This window comes from Sphingobacterium detergens, from assembly GCF_003610355.1.
In the GTDB taxonomy this organism is placed as follows: Bacteria; Bacteroidota; Bacteroidia; order Sphingobacteriales; family Sphingobacteriaceae; genus Sphingobacterium; species Sphingobacterium detergens.
This window is the reverse complement of record NZ_RAPY01000003.1, coordinates 111,574-135,661: the sequence shown is the minus strand read 5'-3', so window position 1 is coordinate 135,661 and position 24,088 is coordinate 111,574. Positions and strand designations below refer to the sequence as shown.

General features: G+C 40.6%; 19 protein-coding genes. 8 read left to right on the top strand and 11 right to left on the bottom strand.

Annotated features, from left to right (window positions below):
- Positions 1-42: 42 nt before the first annotated feature.
- Positions 43-969, top strand: coding sequence for a tRNA (adenosine(37)-N6)-dimethylallyltransferase MiaA (gene miaA / locus DFQ12_RS16315; RefSeq protein ID WP_120260135.1), 927 nt, complete (start codon positions 43-45; stop codon positions 967-969).
- Between the two features lie 140 nt (positions 970-1,109).
- Here the strand turns inward: miaA and DFQ12_RS16310 are convergent, their stop codons facing one another.
- Positions 1,110-2,180: a branched-chain amino acid aminotransferase gene (locus DFQ12_RS16310; RefSeq protein WP_120260134.1), complete on the bottom strand. Its 1,071-nt coding sequence runs from the start codon at positions 2,178-2,180 to the stop codon at positions 1,110-1,112.
- A 319-nt stretch (positions 2,181-2,499) separates the two neighbouring features.
- On the opposite strand from DFQ12_RS16310, the gene DFQ12_RS28180 reads away from it, so the two are divergent.
- Positions 2,500-2,658, top strand: a complete 159-nt coding sequence (locus DFQ12_RS28180; RefSeq protein WP_167457296.1) for a hypothetical protein — start codon at positions 2,500-2,502, stop codon at positions 2,656-2,658.
- Positions 2,659-2,724: 66 nt separating this feature from the next.
- Here DFQ12_RS28180 and DFQ12_RS16305 read toward each other — a convergent pair whose 3' ends face one another.
- The 3 genes from DFQ12_RS16305 to recJ form a co-directional block, all read right to left on the bottom strand.
- Positions 2,725-4,239, bottom strand: coding sequence for a GH3 auxin-responsive promoter family protein (locus tag DFQ12_RS16305; protein ID WP_120260133.1), 1,515 nt, complete (start codon positions 4,237-4,239; stop codon positions 2,725-2,727).
- 19 nt (positions 4,240-4,258) lie between these two features.
- Positions 4,259-4,993, bottom strand: a complete 735-nt coding sequence (lptB, locus tag DFQ12_RS16300) for an LPS export ABC transporter ATP-binding protein (protein WP_120260132.1) — start codon at positions 4,991-4,993, stop codon at positions 4,259-4,261.
- Positions 4,994-5,145: 152 nt separating this feature from the next.
- Positions 5,146-6,846, bottom strand: a complete 1,701-nt coding sequence (gene recJ / locus DFQ12_RS16295; protein ID WP_120260131.1) for a single-stranded-DNA-specific exonuclease RecJ — start codon at positions 6,844-6,846, stop codon at positions 5,146-5,148.
- A 114-nt stretch (positions 6,847-6,960) separates the two neighbouring features.
- Between recJ and DFQ12_RS16290 the strand changes: the two genes are divergently transcribed.
- Positions 6,961-7,740, top strand: a complete 780-nt coding sequence (locus DFQ12_RS16290) for an MBL fold metallo-hydrolase (protein ID WP_120260130.1) — start codon at positions 6,961-6,963, stop codon at positions 7,738-7,740.
- A gap of 75 nt (positions 7,741-7,815) precedes the next feature.
- On the opposite strand, the gene DFQ12_RS16285 is transcribed toward DFQ12_RS16290, so the two are convergent.
- Together DFQ12_RS16285 and DFQ12_RS16280 are read right to left on the bottom strand one after the other, a co-directional pair.
- A complete protein-coding gene (locus DFQ12_RS16285) occupies positions 7,816-9,438 on the bottom strand; it encodes a RagB/SusD family nutrient uptake outer membrane protein (protein ID WP_120260531.1) in 1,623 nt (540 codons plus the stop codon).
- 13 nt (positions 9,439-9,451) lie between these two features.
- The gene (locus DFQ12_RS16280; protein WP_120260129.1) at positions 9,452-12,481 is read right to left on the bottom strand and encodes a SusC/RagA family TonB-linked outer membrane protein; all 3,030 of its coding nucleotides are present in this window, start codon (positions 12,479-12,481) and stop codon (positions 9,452-9,454) included.
- Between the two features lie 484 nt (positions 12,482-12,965).
- Between DFQ12_RS16280 and DFQ12_RS16275 the strand changes: the two genes are divergently transcribed.
- Together DFQ12_RS16275 and DFQ12_RS16270 are read left to right on the top strand one after the other, a co-directional pair.
- Positions 12,966-13,445: a cation:proton antiporter regulatory subunit gene (locus DFQ12_RS16275; RefSeq protein WP_077438826.1), complete on the top strand. Its 480-nt coding sequence runs from the start codon at positions 12,966-12,968 to the stop codon at positions 13,443-13,445.
- Between the two features lie 3 nt (positions 13,446-13,448).
- A complete protein-coding gene (locus DFQ12_RS16270) occupies positions 13,449-14,690 on the top strand; it encodes a cation:proton antiporter (RefSeq protein WP_120260128.1) in 1,242 nt (413 codons plus the stop codon).
- A 120-nt stretch (positions 14,691-14,810) separates the two neighbouring features.
- Here DFQ12_RS16270 and DFQ12_RS16265 read toward each other — a convergent pair whose 3' ends face one another.
- Positions 14,811-15,140 carry an iron-sulfur cluster assembly protein gene (locus DFQ12_RS16265; RefSeq protein ID WP_120260127.1) on the bottom strand — a complete coding sequence of 110 codons (330 nt, stop codon included), beginning with the start codon at positions 15,138-15,140 and terminating at the stop codon, positions 14,811-14,813.
- Positions 15,137-16,306, bottom strand: a complete 1,170-nt coding sequence (locus DFQ12_RS16260) for a glycosyltransferase family 4 protein (RefSeq protein WP_167457295.1) — start codon at positions 16,304-16,306, stop codon at positions 15,137-15,139. The genes DFQ12_RS16265 and DFQ12_RS16260 overlap by 4 nt, the downstream gene beginning before the upstream one ends.
- A gap of 110 nt (positions 16,307-16,416) precedes the next feature.
- Between DFQ12_RS16260 and DFQ12_RS16255 the strand changes: the two genes are divergently transcribed.
- The 3 genes from DFQ12_RS16255 (at position 16,417) to DFQ12_RS16245 (ending at position 18,975) form a co-directional block, all read left to right on the top strand.
- Entirely contained in the window at positions 16,417-17,385 is a 969-nt protein-coding gene (locus tag DFQ12_RS16255) for a polyprenyl synthetase family protein (protein WP_120260125.1), read from the top strand.
- 82 nt (positions 17,386-17,467) lie between these two features.
- On the top strand, positions 17,468-18,244 hold the full coding sequence (locus DFQ12_RS16250) for an amidohydrolase (RefSeq protein ID WP_120260124.1): 777 nt from the start codon (positions 17,468-17,470) through the stop codon (positions 18,242-18,244).
- Positions 18,245-18,531: 287 nt separating this feature from the next.
- Positions 18,532-18,975, top strand: a complete 444-nt coding sequence (locus DFQ12_RS16245) for a MarR family winged helix-turn-helix transcriptional regulator (RefSeq protein WP_120260123.1) — start codon at positions 18,532-18,534, stop codon at positions 18,973-18,975.
- A gap of 133 nt (positions 18,976-19,108) precedes the next feature.
- On the opposite strand, the gene DFQ12_RS16240 is transcribed toward DFQ12_RS16245, so the two are convergent.
- The 3 genes from DFQ12_RS16240 to DFQ12_RS16230 form a co-directional block, all read right to left on the bottom strand.
- Entirely contained in the window at positions 19,109-20,665 is a 1,557-nt protein-coding gene (locus tag DFQ12_RS16240) for an FMN-binding glutamate synthase family protein (RefSeq protein WP_120260122.1), read from the bottom strand.
- 186 nt (positions 20,666-20,851) lie between these two features.
- Positions 20,852-21,613 (bottom strand): Rossmann-like and DUF2520 domain-containing protein, encoded by a 762-nt coding sequence (locus DFQ12_RS16235; RefSeq protein ID WP_120260121.1) that lies wholly within the window; start codon positions 21,611-21,613, stop codon positions 20,852-20,854.
- On the bottom strand, positions 21,613-24,072 hold the full coding sequence (locus DFQ12_RS16230) for a heme lyase CcmF/NrfE family subunit (protein ID WP_120260120.1): 2,460 nt from the start codon (positions 24,070-24,072) through the stop codon (positions 21,613-21,615). Before DFQ12_RS16230 ends, DFQ12_RS16235 begins: the two co-directional genes overlap by 1 nt.
- Positions 24,073-24,088: the final 16 nt, after the last annotated feature.

The window sequence follows — 24,088 nt, the reverse complement described above, 5'->3', positions numbered from 1 at the left end:
AACATGCTTTCAATGCATATTTGAGCATTTGAAGCAAATATTATGGCAAAAAAGAAAACACTGATAGCCATTGTAGGTCCGACTGCTGTTGGAAAAACTGCAATGGCTATTTCATTAGCTCAATATTTTAAGACCGAAATTATTTCTGCCGATTCCCGACAGTTCTATCGCGAGATGACCATTGGAACAGCAAAGCCGGATTCAGAAGAACTGGCTAGTGCCCCGCACCATTTTATAAATTCACATTCCATTACCCAAGATTATTCCGCGGGCGATTTTGAACGGGAAGCCTTAGACAAGTTGGATGAACTATTCTGGCAACATGATGTGGCTGTTATGGTCGGAGGGTCTGGGCTATTTGTCCGTGCGCTCTGCGAAGGCTTGGATGATCTACCTAAAGCAGGAGATGAAGTACGCGAGAGACTCAACAATGAAATGGCACAATTGGGGCTTGAACAGATGAAGGAGCGATTAAAAACAATTGATCCAGCCTATTATCAAATCGCAGATATCGATAATCCACAGCGTGTTGTTCGTGCCTTGGAAGTATTTGAGGCAACAGGTAAACCCATGTCCTTTTATCACAAAAAAGACCTAAGTAAAAGACCATTTGATATCCTGACGATCGGATTGAATATGGAACGCTCGCGGTTGTACGAACGGATTAATCTTCGGGTGGAACGGATGATGGAAATGGGATTGTTGGAAGAAGTAAAGTCATTGGTTCCCTTTAGAAGCAAACCAGCCTTGTTGACAGTAGGCTACGCGGAATTGTTTGATTACCTCGATGGAAATATCTCTTTGGAAGAAGCTGTGGAAAGAATCCAGCAAAATTCAAGACGCTACGCAAAGCGGCAGATTACTTGGTTTAAAAAATATGGCAATACTTCGTGGTTTCAGCCTGATGAAACAGGGACGATTATTGATTTCATAAACGCGAAGCTACTTGACGGGGACGCAATGAGTTAAGCAGCATCTGATGCAATAAAAGCTTCATGCTCTCACGAGGACCTACAGCTATAAAAATTAACTGAAGATTCTTTGTGATCAATACAAATAAAAAAAGCAGTTGGCGATTACCAACTGCTTTTTCTATTGCAATTACCCGTTTATTTTACCAAGTAATTCCATCCAAATGGATCTGCTACTTTACCATAACGCAATTCATTCAGATAATGTAAAACTCTATTGGAGAACTCACGGCCCTCAACTGGAGGTAAATTGTAGTCTTGACCTTCAAAACCGATCCGGCTAATGTCGGTGATCGTTGCAGCTGTTCCTGCAGCAAATGCCTCAGTAACTGTACCTGCTTTAATACCATCGATAAGTTCCTGTACGGATACTTTCCGTTGTTCAGTTTTATACCCCCATTTCTCTGCCAATTCCATAATTGTACGACGGGTTACACCATGTAAGATCGTATCGCCATGTGGCGTGATAATGGTGTCACCAATACGGAAAATTAGGTTTGCAGTGCCTGCTTCTTCGATATATTTGTGTTCTGAAGCATCAGTCCACATAATTTGATCGTAGCCTTCATCGTTAGCCAATTGGGTCGGATAAAGCGACAACGCATAATTACCGGCATTTTTCGAGAATCCAACACCACCTTCAGCAGCACGTGTATAGTACGTTTCAACTTTTAAGCTAATCGGTTTACTATAGTAAGCACCAACTGGGCCTGTGATAATGATAAACTTGTATGATTTGGATGGATGTACGCCCAATGCGGCTTCAGTAGCGAACATAAATGGACGTATATACAAAGAAGAACCTTCTTTAGCAGGAACCCAATTGCGGTCAATATCCAATAGTTTGTTCAGACCATCCATAAAAATTTCCTCAGGAACCTCAGGCATCTGAAGGCGTGCTGCAGATTTGTTGAATCTTTCCCAGTTTCTGTCTGGACGAAAGATACTCACTGTACCATCTGCGAATTTATAGGCTTTAATACCTTCAAAGATTGCTTGACCATAATGTAAAGCTGACATAGAAGGACTGATACTGATATCTCCGTAAGGGACGATGCTGACATCTTTCCATTCACCATCATCATAGTCTGCGACCAGCATGTGGTCGGATAATATCTTTCCGAATTTTAGATTGTCGAAATCTACTTGCGAGAGTCTTGAATTTTGAGTTGGCTCTACGCGAATTGAATAGTTCTCTGTCGCGTTCATCTTATTTTTTATATTACTTAGGCTAAGTTAGGAAAAATTGAAATATAAATTGCACTTTGCTATGATAATTTCCCGTTCGGAAAAATGCCTTTTATTTCGGACAGTCATTCTCCGATTTACTACACTATACCTATGAAAATGAAAAATAAACCGACAAAATTTATAGGGGTAACCTGTTTTTAATTAATTGTATTAATTTTGTGTTAATTAATACGGTTCCTGTATTTGTGGCATAAAGTTTGGAAATAAAGACTGCGACCATAGATGGGCATTGGGTCGCTTTACGCTATAAAATCACTTATCATAAAATAAACTTAGTATGGAATTGACTCACCGTCTTAACAAAAGCAATGAAGTAACATCGGGTGAAACTCGCGAATTGTTACAGCGTGATGTTGAAATTCAAAAGAAAGGTATTTCTGTGAATTTTATCCTTGGTTTTTTTGTGTTTTTGTATAAAACTGCAATTAAACCCTAAAAAAACAGGATTAGCCAAGATTGTATCATAAAATCTTGGCTAATCTCCACAAGAATAGACGTACGGTCAATCTTGCAAAATCTTTAAAAGCGGGTCAAGATATTCTCTATTATTGCTCAATCGAGGGACTTTATTCTGTCCACCCAATTTACCTCTCGATTTCATCCACTTATAAAAAGTATCTGATGGTGCATTATGAACAATTGGCGGTCGAAGTGCCATGTTCTTGAATCGTTTTGCGTCGTAATCTGAATTGATTTCTCTCAACTTGGCATCCAATATTTCACAAAAACGTTTAAAATCGTTGGGTTGCTGGTCAAATTCAATGACCCATTCGTGTGCTCCCGCTTCGGCATCCCTAAAATATACGGGTCCTGCGGTATAATCTTTTATACGCGCATTTGTCAGCTTGCTTGCTTCAGCAAGTGCTTGCTCGGCATTGTCAACGATCACTTCTTCACCAAATGTATTGATATATTGTTTTGTACGTCCCGATATCTGAAAACGGTAGGGAGACAAAGACGTAAACTTGATTGTATCGCCTATTTTATAACGCCATAATCCGGCATTGGTGGAAATGATCAGCGCATAGTTCTTGCCGATTTCTACCTGATCCAAACGTAGCGTTGTCGGGTTTTCCTCATGCATACGTTCTGTGGGAAGGAATTCGTAATATATCCCATAATCCAGCATGAGCAAAAGATCTTCAGAGTCCGATTCATCCTGTAACCCAAAATACCCTTCTGAGGCATTGTAGTTTTCTAGATAGTACATCTTATCTGATGGAATCAGTTTGTGGAACTGCTCGCGGTAGGGCTTGAAGCTCACACCTCCATGACCATAAAATTCAAGGTTTGGCCATACTTCCAATAGGTTGTTTTTGCCTGTGATTTCCAATACACGTTTGGCCATCACAATATTCCAGGTTGGTACACCAGCCAGACTAGTGACATTTTCTTTGATGGTAATTTGCGCGATCTGCTCAATTTTCTCTTCAAAATTGGGGTTTAAAGTCACCTCCATGTTTGGGGTTCGTTTGAATTCCGCCCAAAATGGAAGATTGCGGATCAGGATGGAAGATAGATCTCCATAATAGGAATCTGGGCTGAAGTTGTTGATCTGGGATGAGCCACCGATGACAACAGACTTTCCGGTAAAAACACGGTTTTCAGGTCTATTGTGACAGTATATCGTCAACATGTCCTTTCCTCCCTGGAAGTGACATTCTTCTAAGGCCTCTTCGCTCACCGGTATAAATTTGCTGCGATCAGAGGTTGTTCCAGATGATTTTGCAAACCATTTGATATCCGAAGGCCACAGAATATTCTGCTCACCTTTGATCATCCGATCTACATAACCTTTGATATCGTCATAATCCTGTATAGGTACACGCTCTTTGAAGATTTCTGGGGTGAGTATGCTCGTGTAGTCGTATTTTTTTCCCCATTCCGTCGCTTCGGCAGTAGAAATTAAACTTTGGAACCATTCCTCTTGTACATCGTGGGGATATTTCATGAAAAGCTCGATTTGGTGAATCCTTTTTTTCATGAACCAAGTAAAAATGGAGTTTAATAAGGCCATAGAGGGTATTCGTTATGCTTTAAAATTTTTTCCTTCTTAATTCAAAATGGCGACCAAGATAGAATTTCCGTGCCAGTTCATTATCCGCGATTTCTTCAGGTGTACCTGTAAGCATAATCTTTCCCTCGGTCAAAAGGTAGGCCCTATCCGTAATGGATAAAGTTTCCTGTACGTTGTGGTCGGTGATTAAGATACCAATATTACGTGTTTTGAGTTTAGCAACAATTGTTTGGATTTCCTCTACGGCAATAGGGTCAACCCCTGCAAATGGCTCATCCAATAGGATAAACGATGGATTTGCTGCCAATGCTCGAGCGATTTCCGTACGTCGGCGCTCACCTCCCGACAAAAGATCACCTCTGTTTTTACGGACACGATGCAGACTGAATTCGGATAGCAATTCTTCCAACTTTGCCATACGTTCTTCTTTATTGGGGTAGTGGATCTCTAATACAGCGAGAATATTGTTTTCTACGGATAACTTGCGGAAAACAGAAGCTTCCTGTGCCAAATAACCTATTCCACGCTGCGCGCGTTGGTACATCGCATCTTGCGTGATCTCTTGATCATCTAAAAATACCTTTCCGTCATTGGGTTTGATCAGACCTACAATCATATAAAAAGAGGTCGTTTTACCAGCACCATTTGGCCCCAATAATCCGACAATCTCTCCTTGTTCAACATGAAAGGATACGTTGTTGACAACAGTACGTTGTTTATATTTTTTTATGAGATGTTCTGCCTTTAAAATCATCTTCTTGATTTATCTTGTCACTATAAGTTTCTGCTCTACTTATTCCGCAAAATGCCAAATAATGTTGAATTTACCGTTGGAGCATTTGAATGCAAATCTATGGTAAATATATTTAATATCTTCTTAGTATTAAGTATTTAGACGCTAAAACGCTAATATCGAATTCCCTTGATGTTAAGTTGTAAGTTTCTCTTATTGCGCCACACATTCTCTTCAATGCTATAACAGATATCAAAACTCTGCCCCGAATTGATATGATCAATATGTTCTGCTAATCCGAAACCGATGCAATCAAAAGATGGCGAGTCTTCCTGGACAACTGTCATTTTTAAATGATTTGTACCTACAGGGAAAGCCGGCCCTACTGAACTCACTTTCTTACTCAAAAAAATTGGTGACTCATTTTGTGGGCCAAAAGGTTCAAACTGTTGGAGTATGCGGAAAAATTTAGCGTCTATATCCTTCAGATGGAGCTTGGCATCGATCTGAATTTCTTGTGTCAGCATTTCGGGACTGATCCTACGAGCCACGACTTCTTCAAATCGATCTTGGAACAAGCTTACATTGTCCAGTGACATGGTCAGTCCAGCAGCATATTTGTGCCCACCAAACTGCTCGAGCAGATCAGCACATTCGCTCAGTGCTTCATATAAATCAAAGCCGATTACCGATCGACAGGAGCCCGCAATATGGCCATTCGTTTCCGTCAATATAATAGTGGGGCGGTAATATTTCTCGGTCAATCGTGAAGCCACAATTCCGATTACACCTTTATGCCAGTCTGATTTGTATAATACCGTAGATTTTCGGCTCTTGAGAACAACATTTTCTTCAATGAGTGCCAGAGCCTCCTCTGTTATTTTGAGGTCAAAATCCTTGCGGACATTGTTTTGATCGTCAATGCTCGAACTAAAGTCTTTTGCTTCCTGTAAGGATTTTGAAATTAATAATTTGACAGCATCCTTAGCGTGGTCAATGCGGCCGGCTGCATTGATGCGCGGGCCGATCTGGAATACAATGTCATTGACCGTAAAAATCTTTGTTCTATTGTTGGATAGGTCAATCAATGCCTTTAATCCCACACAGGGATTGGTGTTGAGCTTGATCAACCCAAAATGGCTTAAAATTCTATTCTCACCAGTGATTGGGACGATATCTGATGCTATACTCACTGCAACCAGATCTAAAAATTGATAACAGGCATTGATATCCATTCCGTTGGTCAGTATGAACGCCTGAATGATTTTGAAGCCGATACCGCAACCAGAAAGTTCCTTGTAGGGATAATCACAATCTACACGTTTGGGATCTAAGACAGCGAAAGCCTTTGGCAGTTCTTCACCTGGGAGATGGTGGTCGCCAATGATAAAGTCTATCCCCTTCGTGTTGGCATAGTCAATTTTATCAATGGCCTTTATTCCACAGTCTAATGCAATAATTAAAGAAAAGCCATTGGCGGCAGCATAATCAATGCCCTGCGTAGATATGCCATAACCTTCCGCATAACGATCCGGAATATAAAACTCCAGTTGACTATGAAATTCTCTGAAGAAACTGTAGACTACAGCAACTGCTGTGGTGCCATCGACATCGTAATCACCATAGATCAGGATCTTTTCTTTGTTGCCGATAGCCTGGATGATTCTAGATATGGCTTTTCCCATATCCTTCATCAAAAAAGGATCGTGCAAATCCGACAATTGTGGCCTAAAAAACTGTTTCGCTTCGTCAAAACTTCCAATTCCCCTGTTGACGAGCAATTCCGCTAACACAGCGTTGATATTTAATTCCTCGCGCAGTTTGTTGGTTATTTTGACATCAGTTTTAGATTTTAGTACCCACCTTTTTTGCATATCTTTGCACAATATTTTAAGTGTAAATATACGTTTTAAGGCTGGACTTACCTAATTCCTAAACCTGGTATTGACCGCCTGTCGCTTAACGTGCATATTCCCAATGTTTTAAATATGGTGCAGGCTTATTCTCTATATGAAGGTTCTTTTTCTGTCGATAAAAGTAGAAAATTCGTTCCCTTTGATCCATCCGTGGATGACCCGAAAGACCGTCCGGGATCCATGTTTATCCATGTCCATCCTTTTTTGATCAAAACAGAATCAGGTCTTGTGATCTGTGATACAGGTTTGGGGCATACTGATGACCGCGGTGTGCTGAAGTTGCACAACAATATCCGCAAATTAGGTTATGAGCCAGATGATGTGAAATACGTGTTAATGTCGCACCTGCATAAGGATCATGCCGGTGGTATGGTAAGTATGGAAGGTGGTTCCCCTCGCATTGCATTTCCCGAAGCTGAATATATTGTGCAAAGGGGAGAATGGGAGGATGCTTATTCTGGGATTTCGAGCTCTTACCGTACAGAAATTTTTGATGTTGTCCAACGAAGTGGGAACTTGGTATTGGTAGAAGGAGCGGGGCAGGTAAATACTGAAATCAGTTATGCTCTTAATGGTGGACATACGCCACATCACCAAGCGTTTCACATCCATACTGGAGGAGAACATTATTTTTTCGGGGGCGATGTACTACCTGAGCCTGAGGAAATTTTTCATAATTATGTGGCTAAATATGATTATGATGGTCGACGCTCGAAGGAGCTAAGGCAAGCTTATTGGGGAGAAGGAGCTCCAGAAGGTTGGACCTTTTTATTCTATCACTCCAAAAATATAACCATTGGCCGTAGCCAATTGCGGCCCGATGGAAGTTATAAACTGGTCGAAGCACAGTAGTGCGGGCGGAAATGGATGATATGCCAACAAAAAAGCCTCATAGACTTTCGGATCTATGAGGCTTTGATGTAAGAGTTAATATCCGGCATTCTGCGGGAAAGCAGCGCCAGTATTGCTGTCGATGACTTCCTGTGGAATAGGCCAAAGAATAAATTCTTTCTTGACCACGTCTTTAGATTGTGGGTTAAGCGCTTGTACACGGCGTAGGAAAACATCGGCTCCGAAACGAGATAATGTCATTCTCCGCATTTCTTCGCCCATAAGCTCTCTTGCACGTTCATCCAATATAAAATCTTCGTTGATTGCCGAGGTATTTATTGGAGAAGCTTTGGCACGGACACGCACAGCATTGATGGCATCTTTTGCAAGGTCCGGTTTATTCGCTCGCATGTATGCTTCAGCCAGTAAAAGATAGGTTTCTGCCAATCGTATTTTGACCCGATCTTTCATATTACCTTCAAATGCAGGGTTTGCAGCCGTTTTTCCATAGAAAAATTTGGTAATGGTTGGAAATACATTGCCCGAAGCGATGATTGCATCGGTTAGCTCAATCTTCTTACCGTAAAGTTCAGGAACGGAAGGGTCATTATAATACCAGTCTCGTTTGATATTGTAAGGAGAATTTCTAACATCTTGTTTTTCATAACTATCCAACCACCATTGGTAAGGACGTACGTGACCAAGACCCCTTCCGCCAAGTGAGTCGGCAAGAACAAAACCTTTTTGTTGGGAATAAAAAGGAACCCAAGCGCGTTTGCTCCAGTCCGTATAATTGTCTCCACCTCCTTGCGTATTGTATTCCAATTGGATTGCCCAAATGGTTTCTTGATTGCCGGATGAGCGATTTTGATTGTTTTCGATAAACATGTCGTGAAAATAGTCGCCGGCTTTATCTTTCTCAGCTCCAAAGCGTTGATCGTTCAACTTAAAATAACCACTTTGAATCACTTTGTTAGCTGCTTCAGCGGCCAGATCTGGCTTCCCTGCTTCAATATAGGCCTCTGCAAGGTAATGTAATGCGGCCCATTTTGTCAATTTCCCTTCCTGTACAGTTCCTGGGTTGTCCGGGAGGTTGTCTCCAGCATATTTGAGGTCATCAATCATATGTGCCAATATCTCAGCTTTGGGTGCTCGGGTAAAATCGCGACGCGGCGTTGCCGAAACCTTATCTACCCAAGGCACATCTCCATAGAGGTTGACCAAATAACGATAGCTATAGGCACGGAAGAAACGGGCTGTAGCTTCTACACGTTTTGGATCATTCTCTTTATCTGTCCATTGGATTGTGTTTTTAGTTAATGCTTCCAGGATAATATTGGTATTTCCGATAAAACCATAGGCATACTTCCAATAATTGCGCACATACGACGAAGCCGGATTTAGACTGTAATTGCTAAAAGGTGCTAAAGTTGCATCGGTTCCGGTGGTTTTGATCGCAACAATGTCTGTACCGACTTGTAAAGCCTCCTGTGGAGTAGCCCCCTGAGAGAATATACTTCCGTTCCAGGTCCAGAATTCCATCCGTGCATAAGAGTAAAGGCCATTCAACCCAGTTTCGAAACCTTTTGTATTGATGTAGGTATTGTCTGGCGATTGAAAACTGCTGGTGTCTTCGTTTAAAAAGTTTTTGCTGCAACCGATAAAGATTAAGCTTATACCGGCAAGGAATGCATATAAAGTTGTATTTCTTTTCTTCATGATGTAGAGATGTTTAAAATTGAACATTTAATCCCAATGAGACTGTTCGGGCAACAGGATAAGGGTAGGCGATATTTGTTGTCGTTGGATTTCCTGTTGTTGAACTGACACCCAATGCCTCCACATTGTATCCTTTTATTTTGGAGAATGTGTAGATATTGCGGGCGTTGATAAATGCTCTGACAGAGGAAAGATTTAATCGCTTTAGAAAATCGCCTTCAAATGTATAGCCCAGACTCAAATCACGAATCCGCCAATAGGCTGAATTGATGTAATAAGTATGGTTGTTGACAGGCGTGTAACCTGGAGAAGGGATGTCTGTACTTGGATTCTGTGGTGTCCAGTAAGGCATATCTGTGAGATAGTTAGCGCCGTTATTTGGTAAAAAACGTTCTATATTTTTAAAATCATCCACTTTTGTGCCGCCAAAGGCACCGTTCATAAAAATGGAAAGGGAGAAGTTTTTGTAGGTAAAATCATTACCGATGCCAAGGGTGTAAGGTGAAATCTTGTTGCCCATGACCGTGCGGTCATTCGCATCTATTTTACCATCATTATTTAAATCTGCTAATTTTGCATCACCCGCTTTCGCTTTTGGCTGATAAGAGTTTGCAATATCGTCACCTTCCTGCCATACCCCGATTACTTTGTAATCATAAAAGATACGTATTGGTTTGCCAATAAGCCAGGCATTAGTCAAATCATCCTTTCCATCTGCACGCAATTTGGTTATCTTATTGTTGTTGTACGCAAAATTAGCCGTTGTATTCCATTGGAAATTGTCGTTTTTGATGGGAACAGCATTCAATGTGACCTCAAATCCCTTATTGGAAGTTTCACCAATATTATTCAAAATTGTATTGTAACCATTCATCACTGGGACCTGTTCGCTCAGTAAGAGATCTGTTGTCTTGGAGGTATAATAATCAATTGTTCCAGAAAGACGATTTTTAAGAATGCCAAAATCTAAACCGACATTTAAGGAAGAGGTCGTTTCCCATGTCAAATTGCTCCCTCGTCCATTGAAATTCATCACGAGTCCTTTGACAGGATCTAATCCATATATGTAGTCTACGTTGGTCAAGCGATCATACGTCTGATAGGGAGATACGGCTTGGTTCCCATTTTTACCATACGAAGCTCGTAGTTTTAACAAATCAAAGTAATCTTGTACATTACCTTCTTTGGAAATTACCCATGCTCCAGCGACAGAAGGGAAAAAGGCATACCTATTATCAACAGAAAAAGCGCTATAACCATCCGAGCGGCCTGTTAAAGTTAATAAATAGCGATCTTTGAATGAATAGTTGATCCGTCCCATATAAGAGATCATCGCAGTGTTCTCCAGCTTGGATTCCATTTTCAGATTTTTAGAAGCAGAAGCCATGTTGTTGTAGCCGGCGTCTGAAACAAAATCATCTCCAGTCATTTTAGATGTCTTGAGGTTGGTCTTTTGAGAGGAATAAAGCCCGACTACATTAATTTTATGATCACCAAAAGTGCGGTCGTAAGTCAGGAGATTCTCCCATGTCCAATCCCAGAAATGATCATTTTTTATCTCTCCCCGTCCATTCACCCCGCGACCTGTCAAGGTATTTGAACCATAATAAGAGTTTTCATTGATATTTCTGTAGTTCGTACCAAATGTAGACTTAAAGCTTAGCCCTTCAATCGGAAGTTTGACATCTAACCAAGAGTTTGCAAAGACAGTCCGTCTAGTTTCATCCCATTGACCATTTTCGTCGGCGAAAGGGTGACCCCATAGTGTTTGTGCATACATTGGATAGGTGACAGCTGTACCGTTTTCATCCCGATTTTTGCTATAAGGAGCTAGTTTTACCACGCTTTCCAAGTTGGGTTGTATACCATCACGGTTGCCCTGTGAAGCTTGCATAGTCATACCCAGTTTGAGCCATGAATTTAGGCTTTGATTGAGATTTAGATTGACATTATAGCGTTCGTAGGGTGTGTTTTTAACCACACCATCCTGATTGAGGTAACTTACCGATGCATAATAATCGGATTTATCAGTACCGCCCGAAAAACTGAGCTGATGTTCGTGAATGGGAGCTGCACTGTTAAAGGCTTCATTTTGCCAATTGACTTCTTCACCTTTCTTATATTGTTCCAGTACATTCGCAAAAAGGTAGTTTTCGGGATTAAGCTGATCACCTGTTTTGCCTTTAGAGGCTTGATAGTCACGCATAAATTGAATGTATTGTGGACCATTCATCAATTTCAAACGACGTTCTACACTCTGCAATCCAAAATAACCATTGTAATTGATGCGTGCTTTTCCGGCAGCACCCTTTTTGGAGGTGATTAGGATGACGCCATTTGCCGCACGTGATCCATAGATTGCGGTAGAAGAAGCATCTTTTAATACGGAAATGCTAGCAATAGTATTGGAGGAGATGTCACCCAATGATCCGCTGAAAGGGATTCCATCCAAAATTATCAATGGACTGTTGGAAGCGGAAATTGAATTTTCACCACGTATATTGATCGCTGCGGTTTCTCCTGGTTTAGCATTTCCAGAATTGATGGCTAAGCCAGAAACCTTGCCCTGTAGCTTGTCCACGATATTCGGAGAATTGATCCGATCTAAGGACTTGGCTTCCACAGTAGCAACACTACCAGTAAGGTCGCTTTTCTTCTGTTTACCATAACCAACAACGACAACCTCTTCCAGCATGTCTTCGGATTTTTTCAGGGTTACTTCAGCGACTTGAGAAGCTGGTAATTCCTGTGCAATAAATCCGATGGAATTAAAGACCAATGTGGCATTTTGTGATGTGACTGCCAGTGTAAATCTACCATCTTGTCCAGTCGTGGTGGCTGCTGTTTTGCCTTTCTCTGATACTGTAACTCCGCTGATAGGTTTTCCAGTTTCGTCCACTACTTTTCCCGAAATGGATTGTTGAGGGACAGCTTGGGCAATGGCAGTCTTAGGATTATTGGGACGCGCTGCTACATAAAAAGGCGCTGCTACTGAAAGAATTGTTAGGGGTGTCAGTAGAATGAGGTGACTCTTTTTGACCATAGTGTGTAATTTAGATTCGCTAGTTTTATTGGCGGCAAGTATAAAGAAATTAAGCGGAGCCGTTTCTTTGCATCTTTGAACAAACGATTGCACTAACTACGAAAACGTTATAGAAATTCATCTTTGTAATAAAAAAGAGAATAATGAATTTTTTTGATCTTAACTAGGAGATTTGAGACTGAAAATTGCTTGCGGTAGAAGGATAGTTGAGTTTTCAGGTTCTTGTAAAGTATTGCAGATTCGAGGCAAGCCTGCTGTCGCGTAAAAATCTTGGTATGCAGATGACCTTATTCATTTGAATTGAAATAGAACCTATAAAAACTCGTTTTTCTGGTCTTTTTTTAGTATTTTGGGGTAATCTGCATGTTCACATCCCCTACCGTCGCGCGACGAGGATTCGTTTAAGATTGAATTTTTGGTTAAATTTGTTTTTGGTAAAATGGCATTGCGCTGTTATTATTGGTATTTATTTAAATAGAAGATTATGTCTATTGTAAGAGAGTCCGATCTGATAGGAATTGGAAAGAAATTTCAAATTGAAACCGATGCGGGTGACAATATGGTTGTTGTGATCCACGATGATGGTCGACGGGAACTGTATCGTTATGATGACGAAGAACATGAATCGCGTTGTGTGATGACACTCAATGATGATGAATCACGTCAGATAGCGGGTATTATAGGTGGTCTATCCTATAAGCCCAAGGCATTGGAAACAATTGAAGTGGCTTTGGATGACTTGCGTATCGAATGGTACAAGCTAGAGGGCAAATGGGAAGGAGCAGGAAAAACAATTGGTGAACTGGAGGTACGACAACGTACTGGAGCTTCCATTATTGCTGGAATCAGAGACGACGAAACGGTCATCAACCCCGGACCATCTTATCTGATTACTCCAGGAACGACCTTGGTTATTGCTGGAAAGAAAAACAATATCAAACTTTTAAAGGAAATTTTACTGTAATCTATGCTATCACACACCTTAATATTGGAAATTGGAATCGCTGTCGGACTTGTTGCTATTGTTGGATTGATTGCCAACAAGCTTAAGTTTTCCGTTATTCCTTTTTTCATTATTATAGGAATGGTTTTGGGTCAACACGCACCGCAGATTGGGTTGGTGGATCTGACATTTACCGAAAGCAAACCCTTTATAGATTTTATGGGCAGGCTAGGGGTATTATTTCTTCTGTTTTATTTGGGCCTGGAATTTTCAGTCAATCGGCTTATTAAATCTGGTAAAGCCATCGTAACTGGAGGAACAATCTATGTCCTGCTTAACTTTACCTCGGGATTGTTGATTGGCTGGTTGATGGATATGCCTTTTAAGGAGATGATGGTCCTTTGTGGGATCATGACGAGCTCTTCGACAGCAATAGTGGCGAAGGTCCTCACTGATCTTAAACGGACGGCAAATCCGGAGACAGAGGTTATTATGGGAATGATCATGTTTGATGATCTCTTTATTGCCATGCATATTTCCTTTCTTTCGGGATTGATATTAACAGGTAGTAGCTCATTTTGGACGGTTGCAGGGACTTCCCTATTGGCATTGGGCTTTATCTTAGCCTTTTTGGTTTTGGGACGCAAGTTGATACCTGCAATAGACCGTTTGTTAAAGGAAAAAACTTCTGAACTATTTATACTGGTCATCTTTGCATTGCTTTTTATCGTTGCCGGATTTTCGGAGACCATACATGTTGCCGAGGCTATTGGTGCATTAATGGCGGGATTGGTACTGGCGGATTCGCAGTATATCAAAAAAATTGAAGCCATGGTGCTACCTTATAAAGACTTCTTTGGGGCGATGTTTTTCTTTAGCTTCGGACTATCCATAGATATTATGTCGCTGGGAGGAGCCGTATTTTGGGCATCAATAGCAGCCTTAGTAACTGTGATGGGTAATCTCGCTTCGGGTTATTTTGCTGCGAAATTTTCTGGGATGAAACCGAAAACATCTTTTGACATTGGTTTTACCCTGTCTGCACGGGGAGAATTTTCGATTATCATGGCCAATATCGGGAAAGCGGGGGCTTTGCTCCCTGTTATCCAATCATTTGTTGTGGTTTACGTTTTGATCCTTTCCATCGTATCGCCACTCTTGACCAAAGAATCCCGCAATCTATGGAAATTACTCTTTGGAAGTGATGCCAATACAGCCAAACCGCTGAAGAAATTGAGCGATCTGGAAAATAATAGTACAGGATAATTCTAACGTTATTTTTTTCGCACTGATCTCTAGTAAGCACGATATATCTAAAATAGCATCATCATAAAAATGCCTCCTAAATAGTCTTTTGGAGGCATTTCATATTTTCTAAAACAATGTCTACAGGAATCCAAGTTCAAGCTTTGCTTCTTCAGACATCATATCTTTGGTCCAAGGTGGATCAAAAGTTAATTCCACCAAGGCTTCTTTAATACCTTCTATTCCAGCAACTTTTTCCTGCACTTCATTCATGATTTCTCCTGCAACTGGACAGCCCGGAGCCGTTAGTGTCATGACAATTTTTGCTATGCCATCTTCCTTGGTAATAATTTCATAGACAAGTCCCAGATCGACAATATTTGCTGGTTTTAATTCAGGATCATAGATCGTTTCCAGTGTCGCTTGGATTTGAGGTGCCAAACCCAGTTTATCCATTACAATAATACTCATTTGTTTATGTTTTTATCTTCAATAGCGTTTTTATAGATCGCTAATAATTTACTCTCATTTATATCAGGAGTAAAATTACTAAAATAATAGGCCATACAGGTCTTTCTTATCTCATCTTTTTCATCGGTTGGTTTGGCATTCCATTGCGTTAGGCAAGCTACAATTTCGTTTCTATTGTGTGGATCAAATGTCTGCCCGGTTTTATTCGGGATAATCATTTCAGGTAAAGGCCCAAGGTTTGAGCAGAGTACCGGAGTTCCCACAGAGTAGGCCTCGAGGATTGTGATTGGCATTCCCTCGAAACAGATGGAGGGGACGATTAAGGCTTGTGCTACGGCAACGAGTGGTAAAATCTCGGAACGGGGTTTAAATCCGAGGTAGTTGATGTTGGAATGATCTGCTATCCTTTTTTTGACCTCCTCCTCAAGAGGCCCTCCGCCAATAACGTGGAGCGCTAGATTCGTTCCTTTTACGGACTCAATCAGATTTAATATGCCTTTTTCGTCCGACAGTCTGCCAACATAAATAAAATATGGTTGCGGGTTTTCTGCCGATAAAGTTGAAGGGAAAACAAAATTGGCTTTTACTTCAAACTTTTCTGCAGGTACTCTTAACGTCGAGTCAACAAATATCGACTTTGCAAAGCTGCTTAGGTTAATATAACGATTGACCTTTTGCCATGTAACTATTTTGCGGTGAAACCAGTAGTTAAAGGCAAGTAGGAATGTTTTAATAACAGAATCATTAAATGCTTTTTCCTTAACTGCCGTCCAGGGAAATTCTTCTTTTAGCGAATCCAGAAACAGATGATTGTGATGATAGAGTGTTGCTGAAGGGCAAAGTAACCTAAAATTGTGCAGGGTCATCACTTGCGGAATACCTTGTTTGGCGATCGTACGTATTAGAATTGGTCCAGCGGCATAATGTGTATTGTGGAGATGGACGACATCAGGTCTGAATTCCCGGATTGTTTTTTTTAATCTATTTGCAGCGAAAATATTCCAGATGGAACCTAAGGTCTGTAAGGCACCTCGCCAGCCTTTTTTATTTTGAAAGGTCAAGGTGTGTACCTGGTGATCTTGCGAGAGGAGTGACAATTCCTGTTGAAAAACAGTGTCTTCTCCACCTGCTGTTTGATAATATGTATGGATAATTAGGATGCGCATAACAAAAGACTTATACAAATGTACGATTTTGCCACGAATGCTTTGGCGGTACAAAATTGCCATTTCTATATGATTATTGCTATATTCGCATGATTCGATCGTAAAGATATATGCAACACTTACAACAGCTCGTGATAGAGGCGATAGAGACAAGTCAATTTCCTGAAACTCCAACAAATTTATATGATCCCATACGGTATATATTGACTTTGGGCGGCAAGAGGGTTAGGCCAGTGCTAACATTGATGGCGGCCGAGTTATTCGGTATGCAAGAGATGGACGAAATTATTCCGGCAGCAAAGGCTGTAGAGTTTTTTCATAACTTTTCCTTAATACATGATGACCTGATGGATAAAGCTCCTTTACGAAGAGGAAAAACTACTGTCCATGAAAAATGGGATGCTAATATTGCCATTCTCTCTGGAGATGGATTATTGGTGAAGGCTTATGAGGAAATCTCCAAATGTAATCCGGTTTATCTGCCCGCAACTTTGCGGATTTTAAGTAAAGTAGCCATGGAGGTCTGTGAGGGCCAACAATTGGATATGGACTATGAAAGTCGTGCATCATTGTCTATGCCCGAATATCTGGAAATGATTCGTTTGAAAACATCGGTACTATTGGGCGGAGCATTGCAATTGGGCGCCATTCTTTCCGGAGCGAACGAGCAACAACAACAATTGATCTACGATTTTGGGGAAAATGTTGGTTTGGCCTTCCAATTGCAAGATGATATATTGGATGCCTATGGTGATCCGGATACTTTCGGGAAAATCGTCGGCGGTGATATTATGATCAATAAGAAAACCTTTCTATTGGTTAAACTGATGGAAGTTATTGCTGAGGAGGATGTTCCTACGATGCAATACTTATTACATTCAACTGTGGAGTCCGTTCCGACAAAAGTTGAAGATATGCTGACCTTATATGATAAGTATCAGGTCCGGGAAGCAGCGGATGAATTAAAAGATATATACACGCAGCGCGCATTTGAAAAAATGGATGCGCTAGATGTACCAAATGAACGTAAAGAAGCGTTATTACTGTTAGCAAACAATCTTTTGGTAAGACAACAGTAGATAGAAATTCTATTAAAATTCGTATTTTGCCAATAAATGGCTATTTTGTACTAAATAATTAAATAAATTTTAGATAACGTTCATGGATCCTTTAAAAATCACGGTATTTCAAGCATATTTATTCTGGGAAAATATTGAAAAAAATCTGAATAATCTGGCGTTGCGACTTTCATCTTTACGTGAGAAAACAGATTTGATTATCTTACCGGAGATGTTTAATACGGGATTCACGAATAACGTTGAAAAATGTGCTGAACCTGCCAATGGTCCTACCACAAGATGGTTGTTTGAAATGGCAAGTTCATTAAACTGTGTTGTTGCAGGATCATTAATCATTGAAGAGGAGGGCAAATACTACAACCGTTTTTTATGGATGTTTCCTGATGGAAAATATGTAAAATACGATAAGCGCCATCTTTTTGGCATGTCTAAGGAAAGCGAATATTTTGAACCAGGCAATGAACGTATTTTAGTGGATATCAAGGGTTGGAAAATTTGCCCTATGATCTGTTACGACCTCCGATTCCCGGTTTGGTCCAAGAATCAAAATGCGGCTTACGATATCTTGGTTTATACAGCAAGCTGGCCAGATAAGCGTTCAGCGCATTGGAGAGCACTAATCCCGGCACGTGCCATTGAAAACCAATCTTATGTCGTCGGTGTGAACCGCGTGGGACACGATGGTAACGATATCTATTACTCTGGAGGATCAATGTGTATATCACCATTAGGCGATGTCGTCTATTATAAGCCCGAAGATGAAGATCTATATACCTTTACATTAAATCCGAATGACCTCTTGGAAGCTCGGGAAAAATTTCCATTCTTAAGAGATTCAGATTCATTTACAATCGGATAACTCTTTCTTAAAATCGGATTAATCTTTCTTATAATTTAGGTATAAAGACAAGCAATTTATTTTGTTTGTCTCCTTTTTTATTCCTAAATTCAGTCTACTGTAAATCGTTTATGATGATTTATTAACATCTATTTATTGCATGTTGATAAAATTTGTTTGACACAACTGTAGAAAAACGTAATTTAGGCTAAATATTAGCCAAAATAAGTTTAGTTTTCTTTGTTTTGATTTGAGCATGATATTTATTAGCAACATAAGTTGTGTAAACAACCATAACCATTATTTATATGTTAGACCAAGATTTAGTATCGCAAGAGTATTTTTATAATTTCCTGACGGGAAAGTACTCAATAGCAGTGATGCGGAGGTTACAGCGTAATCTCAAGGAAGCGGGATTAAGTATTACTTCGGAGCAATGGAGCATTATGTACAATCTGTGGATAGAGGAGGGACTGACCCAGCAGGAATTAGCTATCCGGACATTCCGGGATAAACCGAGTGTAACGCGCCTGATCAATAATCTGGAAAGACTTAATCTGGTGATCCGTGTCAATGACAAAAATGATAGACGATCTAATTTGATCTATTTAACCAAAATTGGCCGGAAGATGAAAGACGAAGGGATGAAGCAAGCTACCAATACGATTGAACAGGCTTTAGGTGGATTGACCGACGATCAGATTGCTCTATCTCATACGGCCTTACATCGTGTATTATTCAATCTGAAATAGTATTGAGTAAATTACTGATCACATTGATTATGAAATTATCTAGGTCGAAAGACCAATAGGGGAAAAAGAAATAGGAAGCCCTCAGCGTTGACAACGACTGAGGGCTCTCTGTATTAGGATATGTATCGAATGATTAGTCTTCGAAAAGCTTGCTTTCGAAATCTGTATGACTATTGACCAGTTTTCCTTCGGTACCAAAATAGATTTCTTGGAAGCTTAATGTCCGTATCGCATCTACTTTGCGGTAGAATTTATCTGCGGATACTTCGGATAAGGTTTTGAAACCACAGGCCTCCATAATCTCAACAGTAGCGCGCAATGTATTGCGATGGAATTGGGCTACACGTACATACTTGTCATTAACATCTAGTCCTTTGTACAGGTGTGGTTGTTGCGTTGCAACACCTACTGGACAAACGTCTTCATTACATTTTAAGGCCTGAATACAACCTAAAGCGAACATCATTCCACGTGCACTATAGCATGCATCAGCACCTAATGCAATCACTTTTAGGATATCAAAACCTGTAACAATACGGCTTGATACAATCACTTTGATGTGTTTTTTCAAACCAAATGCGATCAACGTTTTGGTTACAAAAGCTAACGCATCATAAAGCGGCATCCCCAGGTTGTCCGTAAATTCCAAGGGAGCAGCACCTGTACCACCTTCAGAACCATCAACCGAGATAAAATCTGGGAAGATCTGCGTATTCTGCATGGCATGACAGATGTCCATAAACTCGTGTTTGTCACCAATACATATTTTAAATCCGATTGGTTTTCCTCCAGATAATTCCCGCATGTGCTGGATGAAATGCATCATTTCTGTTGGTGAAGAGAATGCACTGTGTGCTGGAGGAGACATGACGTCCGTACCAGGGATAACGTGGCGTATTGCCGCAACCTCAGGTGTATTTTTTGCGGCTGGTAAGATACCTCCGTGACCAGGTTTCGCACCCTGTGAGAGCTTGAGCTCAATCATTTTGACATTTTCACGGTTTGATTTCTCCCGAAATAGCTCAGCATCAAACTTACCCTCTGAATTACGACAGCCGAAATAACCTGTACCAACCTGCCAGATCAGATCACCACCGTTATTGTGATAGTCACTGATACCACCTTCTCCGGTGTTGTGTGCGAAATTTTGTAAGGCGGCACCTTTGTTTAATGCAGTAATGGCCGTTTTACTCAAAGCACCATAACTCATCGCTGAGATATTGAAAACGCTTAAGCTATAAGGTTTTTTACAGGATTCATTTCCAACAGTCGTACGTAAATCGTGATTTTCGATATGACAAGGGAAAACGGAATGTGCAGCCCATTCGTTACCGACTGCCTGTGGATCAGTCTGCATACCAAATGCGACGGTCTCACGTTGATTTTTTGCCCGTTGATAGACAATGGAACGCTGTCTTCTGTTGAATGGACGACCATCCATATCCGACTCCCAAAAGTACTGTCTCAATTCAGGGCGGATCGATTCGAAGATATAACGAAAGTATCCAACAAGAGGGTAGTTTCGCAAAATCGCATGTTTGGTTTGGAAACTATGGTATAAGGCGATCAATAATAATGGGAATGGAAAGATCAACAACCAAAACCAGCTTGATGTAAATATAAAGCCAAATGATACAATGATTAAATTAATCACAACCATTATTGAAATAATGAGTTTTCTAACTTCCATAGAAAATACGATTGTTTAGTTTTAATTCGCTATTTTAATGTTTAGTCCAATTGAATATATTACTGCTCAATTAGCATTCCAAAATGCGCTTTTGGACACAGCAAATGTACTAAAGTTCCCCAAGTAAATGGATATAATTACTATGCTAGAATAAGTTTTGATAAGTTTATAACTGTTTCTAACAAACTATTTTCTTTTAGTAATCTGTTGCGTTAAAAGTTGATAGATTTGCTGTAAATCCGGTTTATTACTAATAAATTTCAAATGTTTTTGCTGTGTCGCTTCATCACCACGGATCGCTGGACCTGTCTGAACTGTTATTGGAACATGATTTTGAACTTTTTCTGCCGTTTCTAAAATGATCGGTCTGACCAGGTCAAAGGAAATATTATGCTCTTCCAATAGCTCATAGGCAAACTGATAAAGGATATTCGAGAAGTTATTGACCATGACCGAAGACAGATGGATTGCTAGCCGTTGCTTTGAATCGCAATAGATACTACGAGTTGAAAAGGTACGTGCAAGCTGGAGTAAAATCTCCGTATTGCCTTCATTATTGCCTTCAACACAAAATGGAATCGCCGAAAAATCAATAGTTTTATTTTTGGATAGCGATTGTGGTGGATAGATAACACCAGCATTCTTAAATCGCTCCAGGATATTTAGATCAGTTGCTCCCGAACAATGTACTACAATCCCGTTGATGTCTTGTGGCATCGTTTCTGCAAGGGCAGGAATAGCCTGGTCTGACACAGCGATAAGATAAAGATCTGCATCGCGCTGCAGTTGGCTGAGCTGATCTGTGCTGGGACAATGAAGCGCAAAGGCCAATGCATCCGCATTGGCCTTTGTTTTACTATAGATCTGAACGATCCTGTGTCCTAGCGCTTGAAACGCTTGTCCAAAATGTGTTGCGGCATTTCCGCTCCCTAAAATGGCAATGTTCATTATTTCGCTAATTTTCGTTTCTCTTCTTTATTTCTTCTGACAATGGACATGATAAAACCGATGGTCATGATAATCGTTCCACACCAAAAGAAGTTGATGTATGGAAATTTGATTGCCTTGAAGACTACCCATTTTTTCTCAGGTAACGGCTTTTGATAGACCATGATTTCCAACTTATCTTTGTCCGGTTTGATACCTGTAAACCTAAATTTAAGGCCTTGATCAGTGACATCTTTATTAAAATCATAGATTCCACCATCCTTAATCAAGTAAATGGGCTGTACTTCGTATTGTTTGTTATCCGCCGCAACCACTTTTATTTTTAATCCGACCATGACGTCGTTAGGACCTTTTGGGATTTTCTCCAATTGAGCCTCTTTATTGAGCCCTTCAATCACATAGTACCCATTGCGGTAACGTAAGGTGTCACCGATATTGACTTGATAGGTTGCAGGTTCTTCGTAATCCTCAAAGCCTGTTTTCTCTTCGTTCGCTGTTTTCGAGTGTTGTGCCTGACTCTCCGCTGCCGCAGCTGTAATCAACGTATAAACGTCATGGGTAATGTAATGTTTGGTTGCTGGAGTACCGATCAAACCACCCATTTTGGCATTGTTTTGTGCGAAAGGTTGTAGTACAAATTGTTCTTTTACTTTACCTGTTTCCTCATCAACGCGTTCGTATTTGATTTTGTAATAGGTATTTGGCGCAGCAATGCTATCACCGATATAGGTGATTTTATATTCGCCCATTTGTACAGGTTCTCCTTCGGTTAGGAATAGGTTCTCTCCCGGCTTTTCGACTTTGTCAAAGCCAGATACAGCGATATAGCCCGTATTGTTGACAGAGATAACCTCGTTTGTTGCTGCGGCAACCATAGCTCCGATAAGTAACAGTCCAAAACCAATATGAGCGACCGAAGAACCCGCTAATTTCCATTTACCTTTGACTGCATCACCCAATACCCGGATATTCGCCAGAATACAGAAGATACTGGCAAAGGTGATCAGGATATAGATCAGGTTGGTATATGTTTTAGTGAAATACGAAATAATTGCTGTTAGAATAATGGCTACAGCAAGAGATGCTACGGTAGAAGCCAAAAATTTACGACTATCGCTGCGTTTGTATTTTAAAAACTGGGTAAACCCGGTCATGATCATGACAATAACGGCGAATCCGGATTGCCATTTATTATAATGTTGAATTGGTTCTAAAGGTGGTGCCACCTTGGTGCCAAATATCTTGTTAAATACCGGAATAGAAGTGGAGGCGATGATCTGAGCACAGGCAACAGTCAGGACCAAAGCACCAATAAACATCCAGAACTCTCTCGAATAAATCTCTTCGTCTTTTTCGGTAATCGGCATCTCTTTCTTCTTAATGACAAGAAAGACGACCATAATTACTAAAAATGCTACATTGAACAAAATCAACTGCCCACTCATACCTAAATCGGTGAACGAGTGCACCGAAGTCTCGCCTAGGACGCCACTACGTGTTAGGTAGGAGGCATAGATCACCAGTACAAAGCTGATCATAGCCAGAAATGTCGCGGTGAAATAAGAATGTCCCGAGTTTTTATAGGCGATCATCACGTGAACTGCGGCGATCAAGGTAAACCAAGGAATAATAGACGCATTTTCCACCGGATCCCAGGCCCAGAAGCCTCCAAAGTTAAGTGCTTCATATGCCCAAAATGAACCCATAATAATCCCAGCTCCAAGAATCATAACAGCAAATAACGCCCACGGAAGTGCGGCACTGATCCATTCCTTGTAGCGTTTAGTCCAAAGCGCTCCAGTCGCATAAGCAAAAGGAACAATCATGGAAGCAAAACCAAGGAATAGGGTCGGTGGGTGAATCACCATCCAATAATTTTGTAAAAGTGGATTTAAGCCGTTACCGTCTTTAATTAGGGACAAATAGTTTGCTTGCTTTAGTATAGGGAAATCCATCGCATCACGTAAGAGGATGAATGGGGAGCTTCCAATACGTAATCCAAGTAATTCAACGCCTATGATCATCGAGGCTAAAAAAGCTTGACAGAGCATCACAAAAGTCATGACGGAAGTTTCCCAGCTCTTGGCTTTAAAGAGCAATATGGCCCCTAATACGGTCTGCCAGAACATCCAGAGCCAGAAACTACCCTCTTGTCCTTCCCAAAAACTGGAAATGATATAATAGGTAGGTAAGTCTCTCGAGGAGTGTGCAAACGCGTAATTATATTCAAAAAAGTGGTTGTAAATAATATAAAATAAAGTTGCGCCGACTGCTACGACGGAGACTGCATTCACCCAGAATCCAATGCGGGCGATCTTTTTCCATGAAGTCTCTTCAGGGTTTTTAGTCGCGAAAAAATAAGCGATACAAGATAAAAGTGCGGCACCAAAGGAAAGAACAATAAAGAATTGTCCGATCTGCCCAGGTAGCAGGTGCTCACCAACGTAATTAACGTCCATTGAAAAATTGATTTTA

What these genes read in the sequence shown, in the direction of transcription:
- DFQ12_RS16255 (WP_120260125.1), top strand. Translation starts at nt 16,417, where the DNA reads ATGCAACACTTACAACAGCTCGTGATAGAGGCGATAGAGACAAGTCAA.
- DFQ12_RS16245 (WP_120260123.1), top strand. Translation starts at nt 18,532, where the DNA reads ATGTTAGACCAAGATTTAGTATCGCAAGAGTATTTTTATAATTTCCTG.
- DFQ12_RS16290 (WP_120260130.1), top strand. Translation starts at nt 6,961, where the DNA reads ATGGTGCAGGCTTATTCTCTATATGAAGGTTCTTTTTCTGTCGATAAA.
- DFQ12_RS28180 (WP_167457296.1), top strand. Translation starts at nt 2,500, where the DNA reads ATGGAATTGACTCACCGTCTTAACAAAAGCAATGAAGTAACATCGGGT.
- DFQ12_RS16280 (WP_120260129.1), bottom strand. Translation starts at nt 12,481, where the DNA reads ATGGTCAAAAAGAGTCACCTCATTCTACTGACACCCCTAACAATTCTT.
- DFQ12_RS16285 (WP_120260531.1), bottom strand. Translation starts at nt 9,438, where the DNA reads ATGAAGAAAAGAAATACAACTTTATATGCATTCCTTGCCGGTATAAGC.
- DFQ12_RS16250 (WP_120260124.1), top strand. Translation starts at nt 17,468, where the DNA reads ATGGATCCTTTAAAAATCACGGTATTTCAAGCATATTTATTCTGGGAA.
- miaA (WP_120260135.1), top strand. Translation starts at nt 43, where the DNA reads ATGGCAAAAAAGAAAACACTGATAGCCATTGTAGGTCCGACTGCTGTT.
- DFQ12_RS16270 (WP_120260128.1), top strand. Translation starts at nt 13,449, where the DNA reads ATGCTATCACACACCTTAATATTGGAAATTGGAATCGCTGTCGGACTT.
- recJ (WP_120260131.1), bottom strand. Translation starts at nt 6,846, where the DNA reads ATGCAAAAAAGGTGGGTACTAAAATCTAAAACTGATGTCAAAATAACC.
- DFQ12_RS16265 (WP_120260127.1), bottom strand. Translation starts at nt 15,140, where the DNA reads ATGAGTATTATTGTAATGGATAAACTGGGTTTGGCACCTCAAATCCAA.
- DFQ12_RS16275 (WP_077438826.1), top strand. Translation starts at nt 12,966, where the DNA reads ATGTCTATTGTAAGAGAGTCCGATCTGATAGGAATTGGAAAGAAATTT.
- DFQ12_RS16230 (WP_120260120.1), bottom strand. Translation starts at nt 24,072, where the DNA reads ATGGACGTTAATTACGTTGGTGAGCACCTGCTACCTGGGCAGATCGGA.
- DFQ12_RS16240 (WP_120260122.1), bottom strand. Translation starts at nt 20,665, where the DNA reads ATGGAAGTTAGAAAACTCATTATTTCAATAATGGTTGTGATTAATTTA.
- DFQ12_RS16310 (WP_120260134.1), bottom strand. Translation starts at nt 2,180, where the DNA reads ATGAACGCGACAGAGAACTATTCAATTCGCGTAGAGCCAACTCAAAAT.
- lptB (WP_120260132.1), bottom strand. Translation starts at nt 4,993, where the DNA reads ATGATTTTAAAGGCAGAACATCTCATAAAAAAATATAAACAACGTACT.
- DFQ12_RS16235 (WP_120260121.1), bottom strand. Translation starts at nt 21,613, where the DNA reads ATGAACATTGCCATTTTAGGGAGCGGAAATGCCGCAACACATTTTGGA.
- DFQ12_RS16260 (WP_167457295.1), bottom strand. Translation starts at nt 16,306, where the DNA reads ATGCGCATCCTAATTATCCATACATATTATCAAACAGCAGGTGGAGAA.
- DFQ12_RS16305 (WP_120260133.1), bottom strand. Translation starts at nt 4,239, where the DNA reads ATGGCCTTATTAAACTCCATTTTTACTTGGTTCATGAAAAAAAGGATT.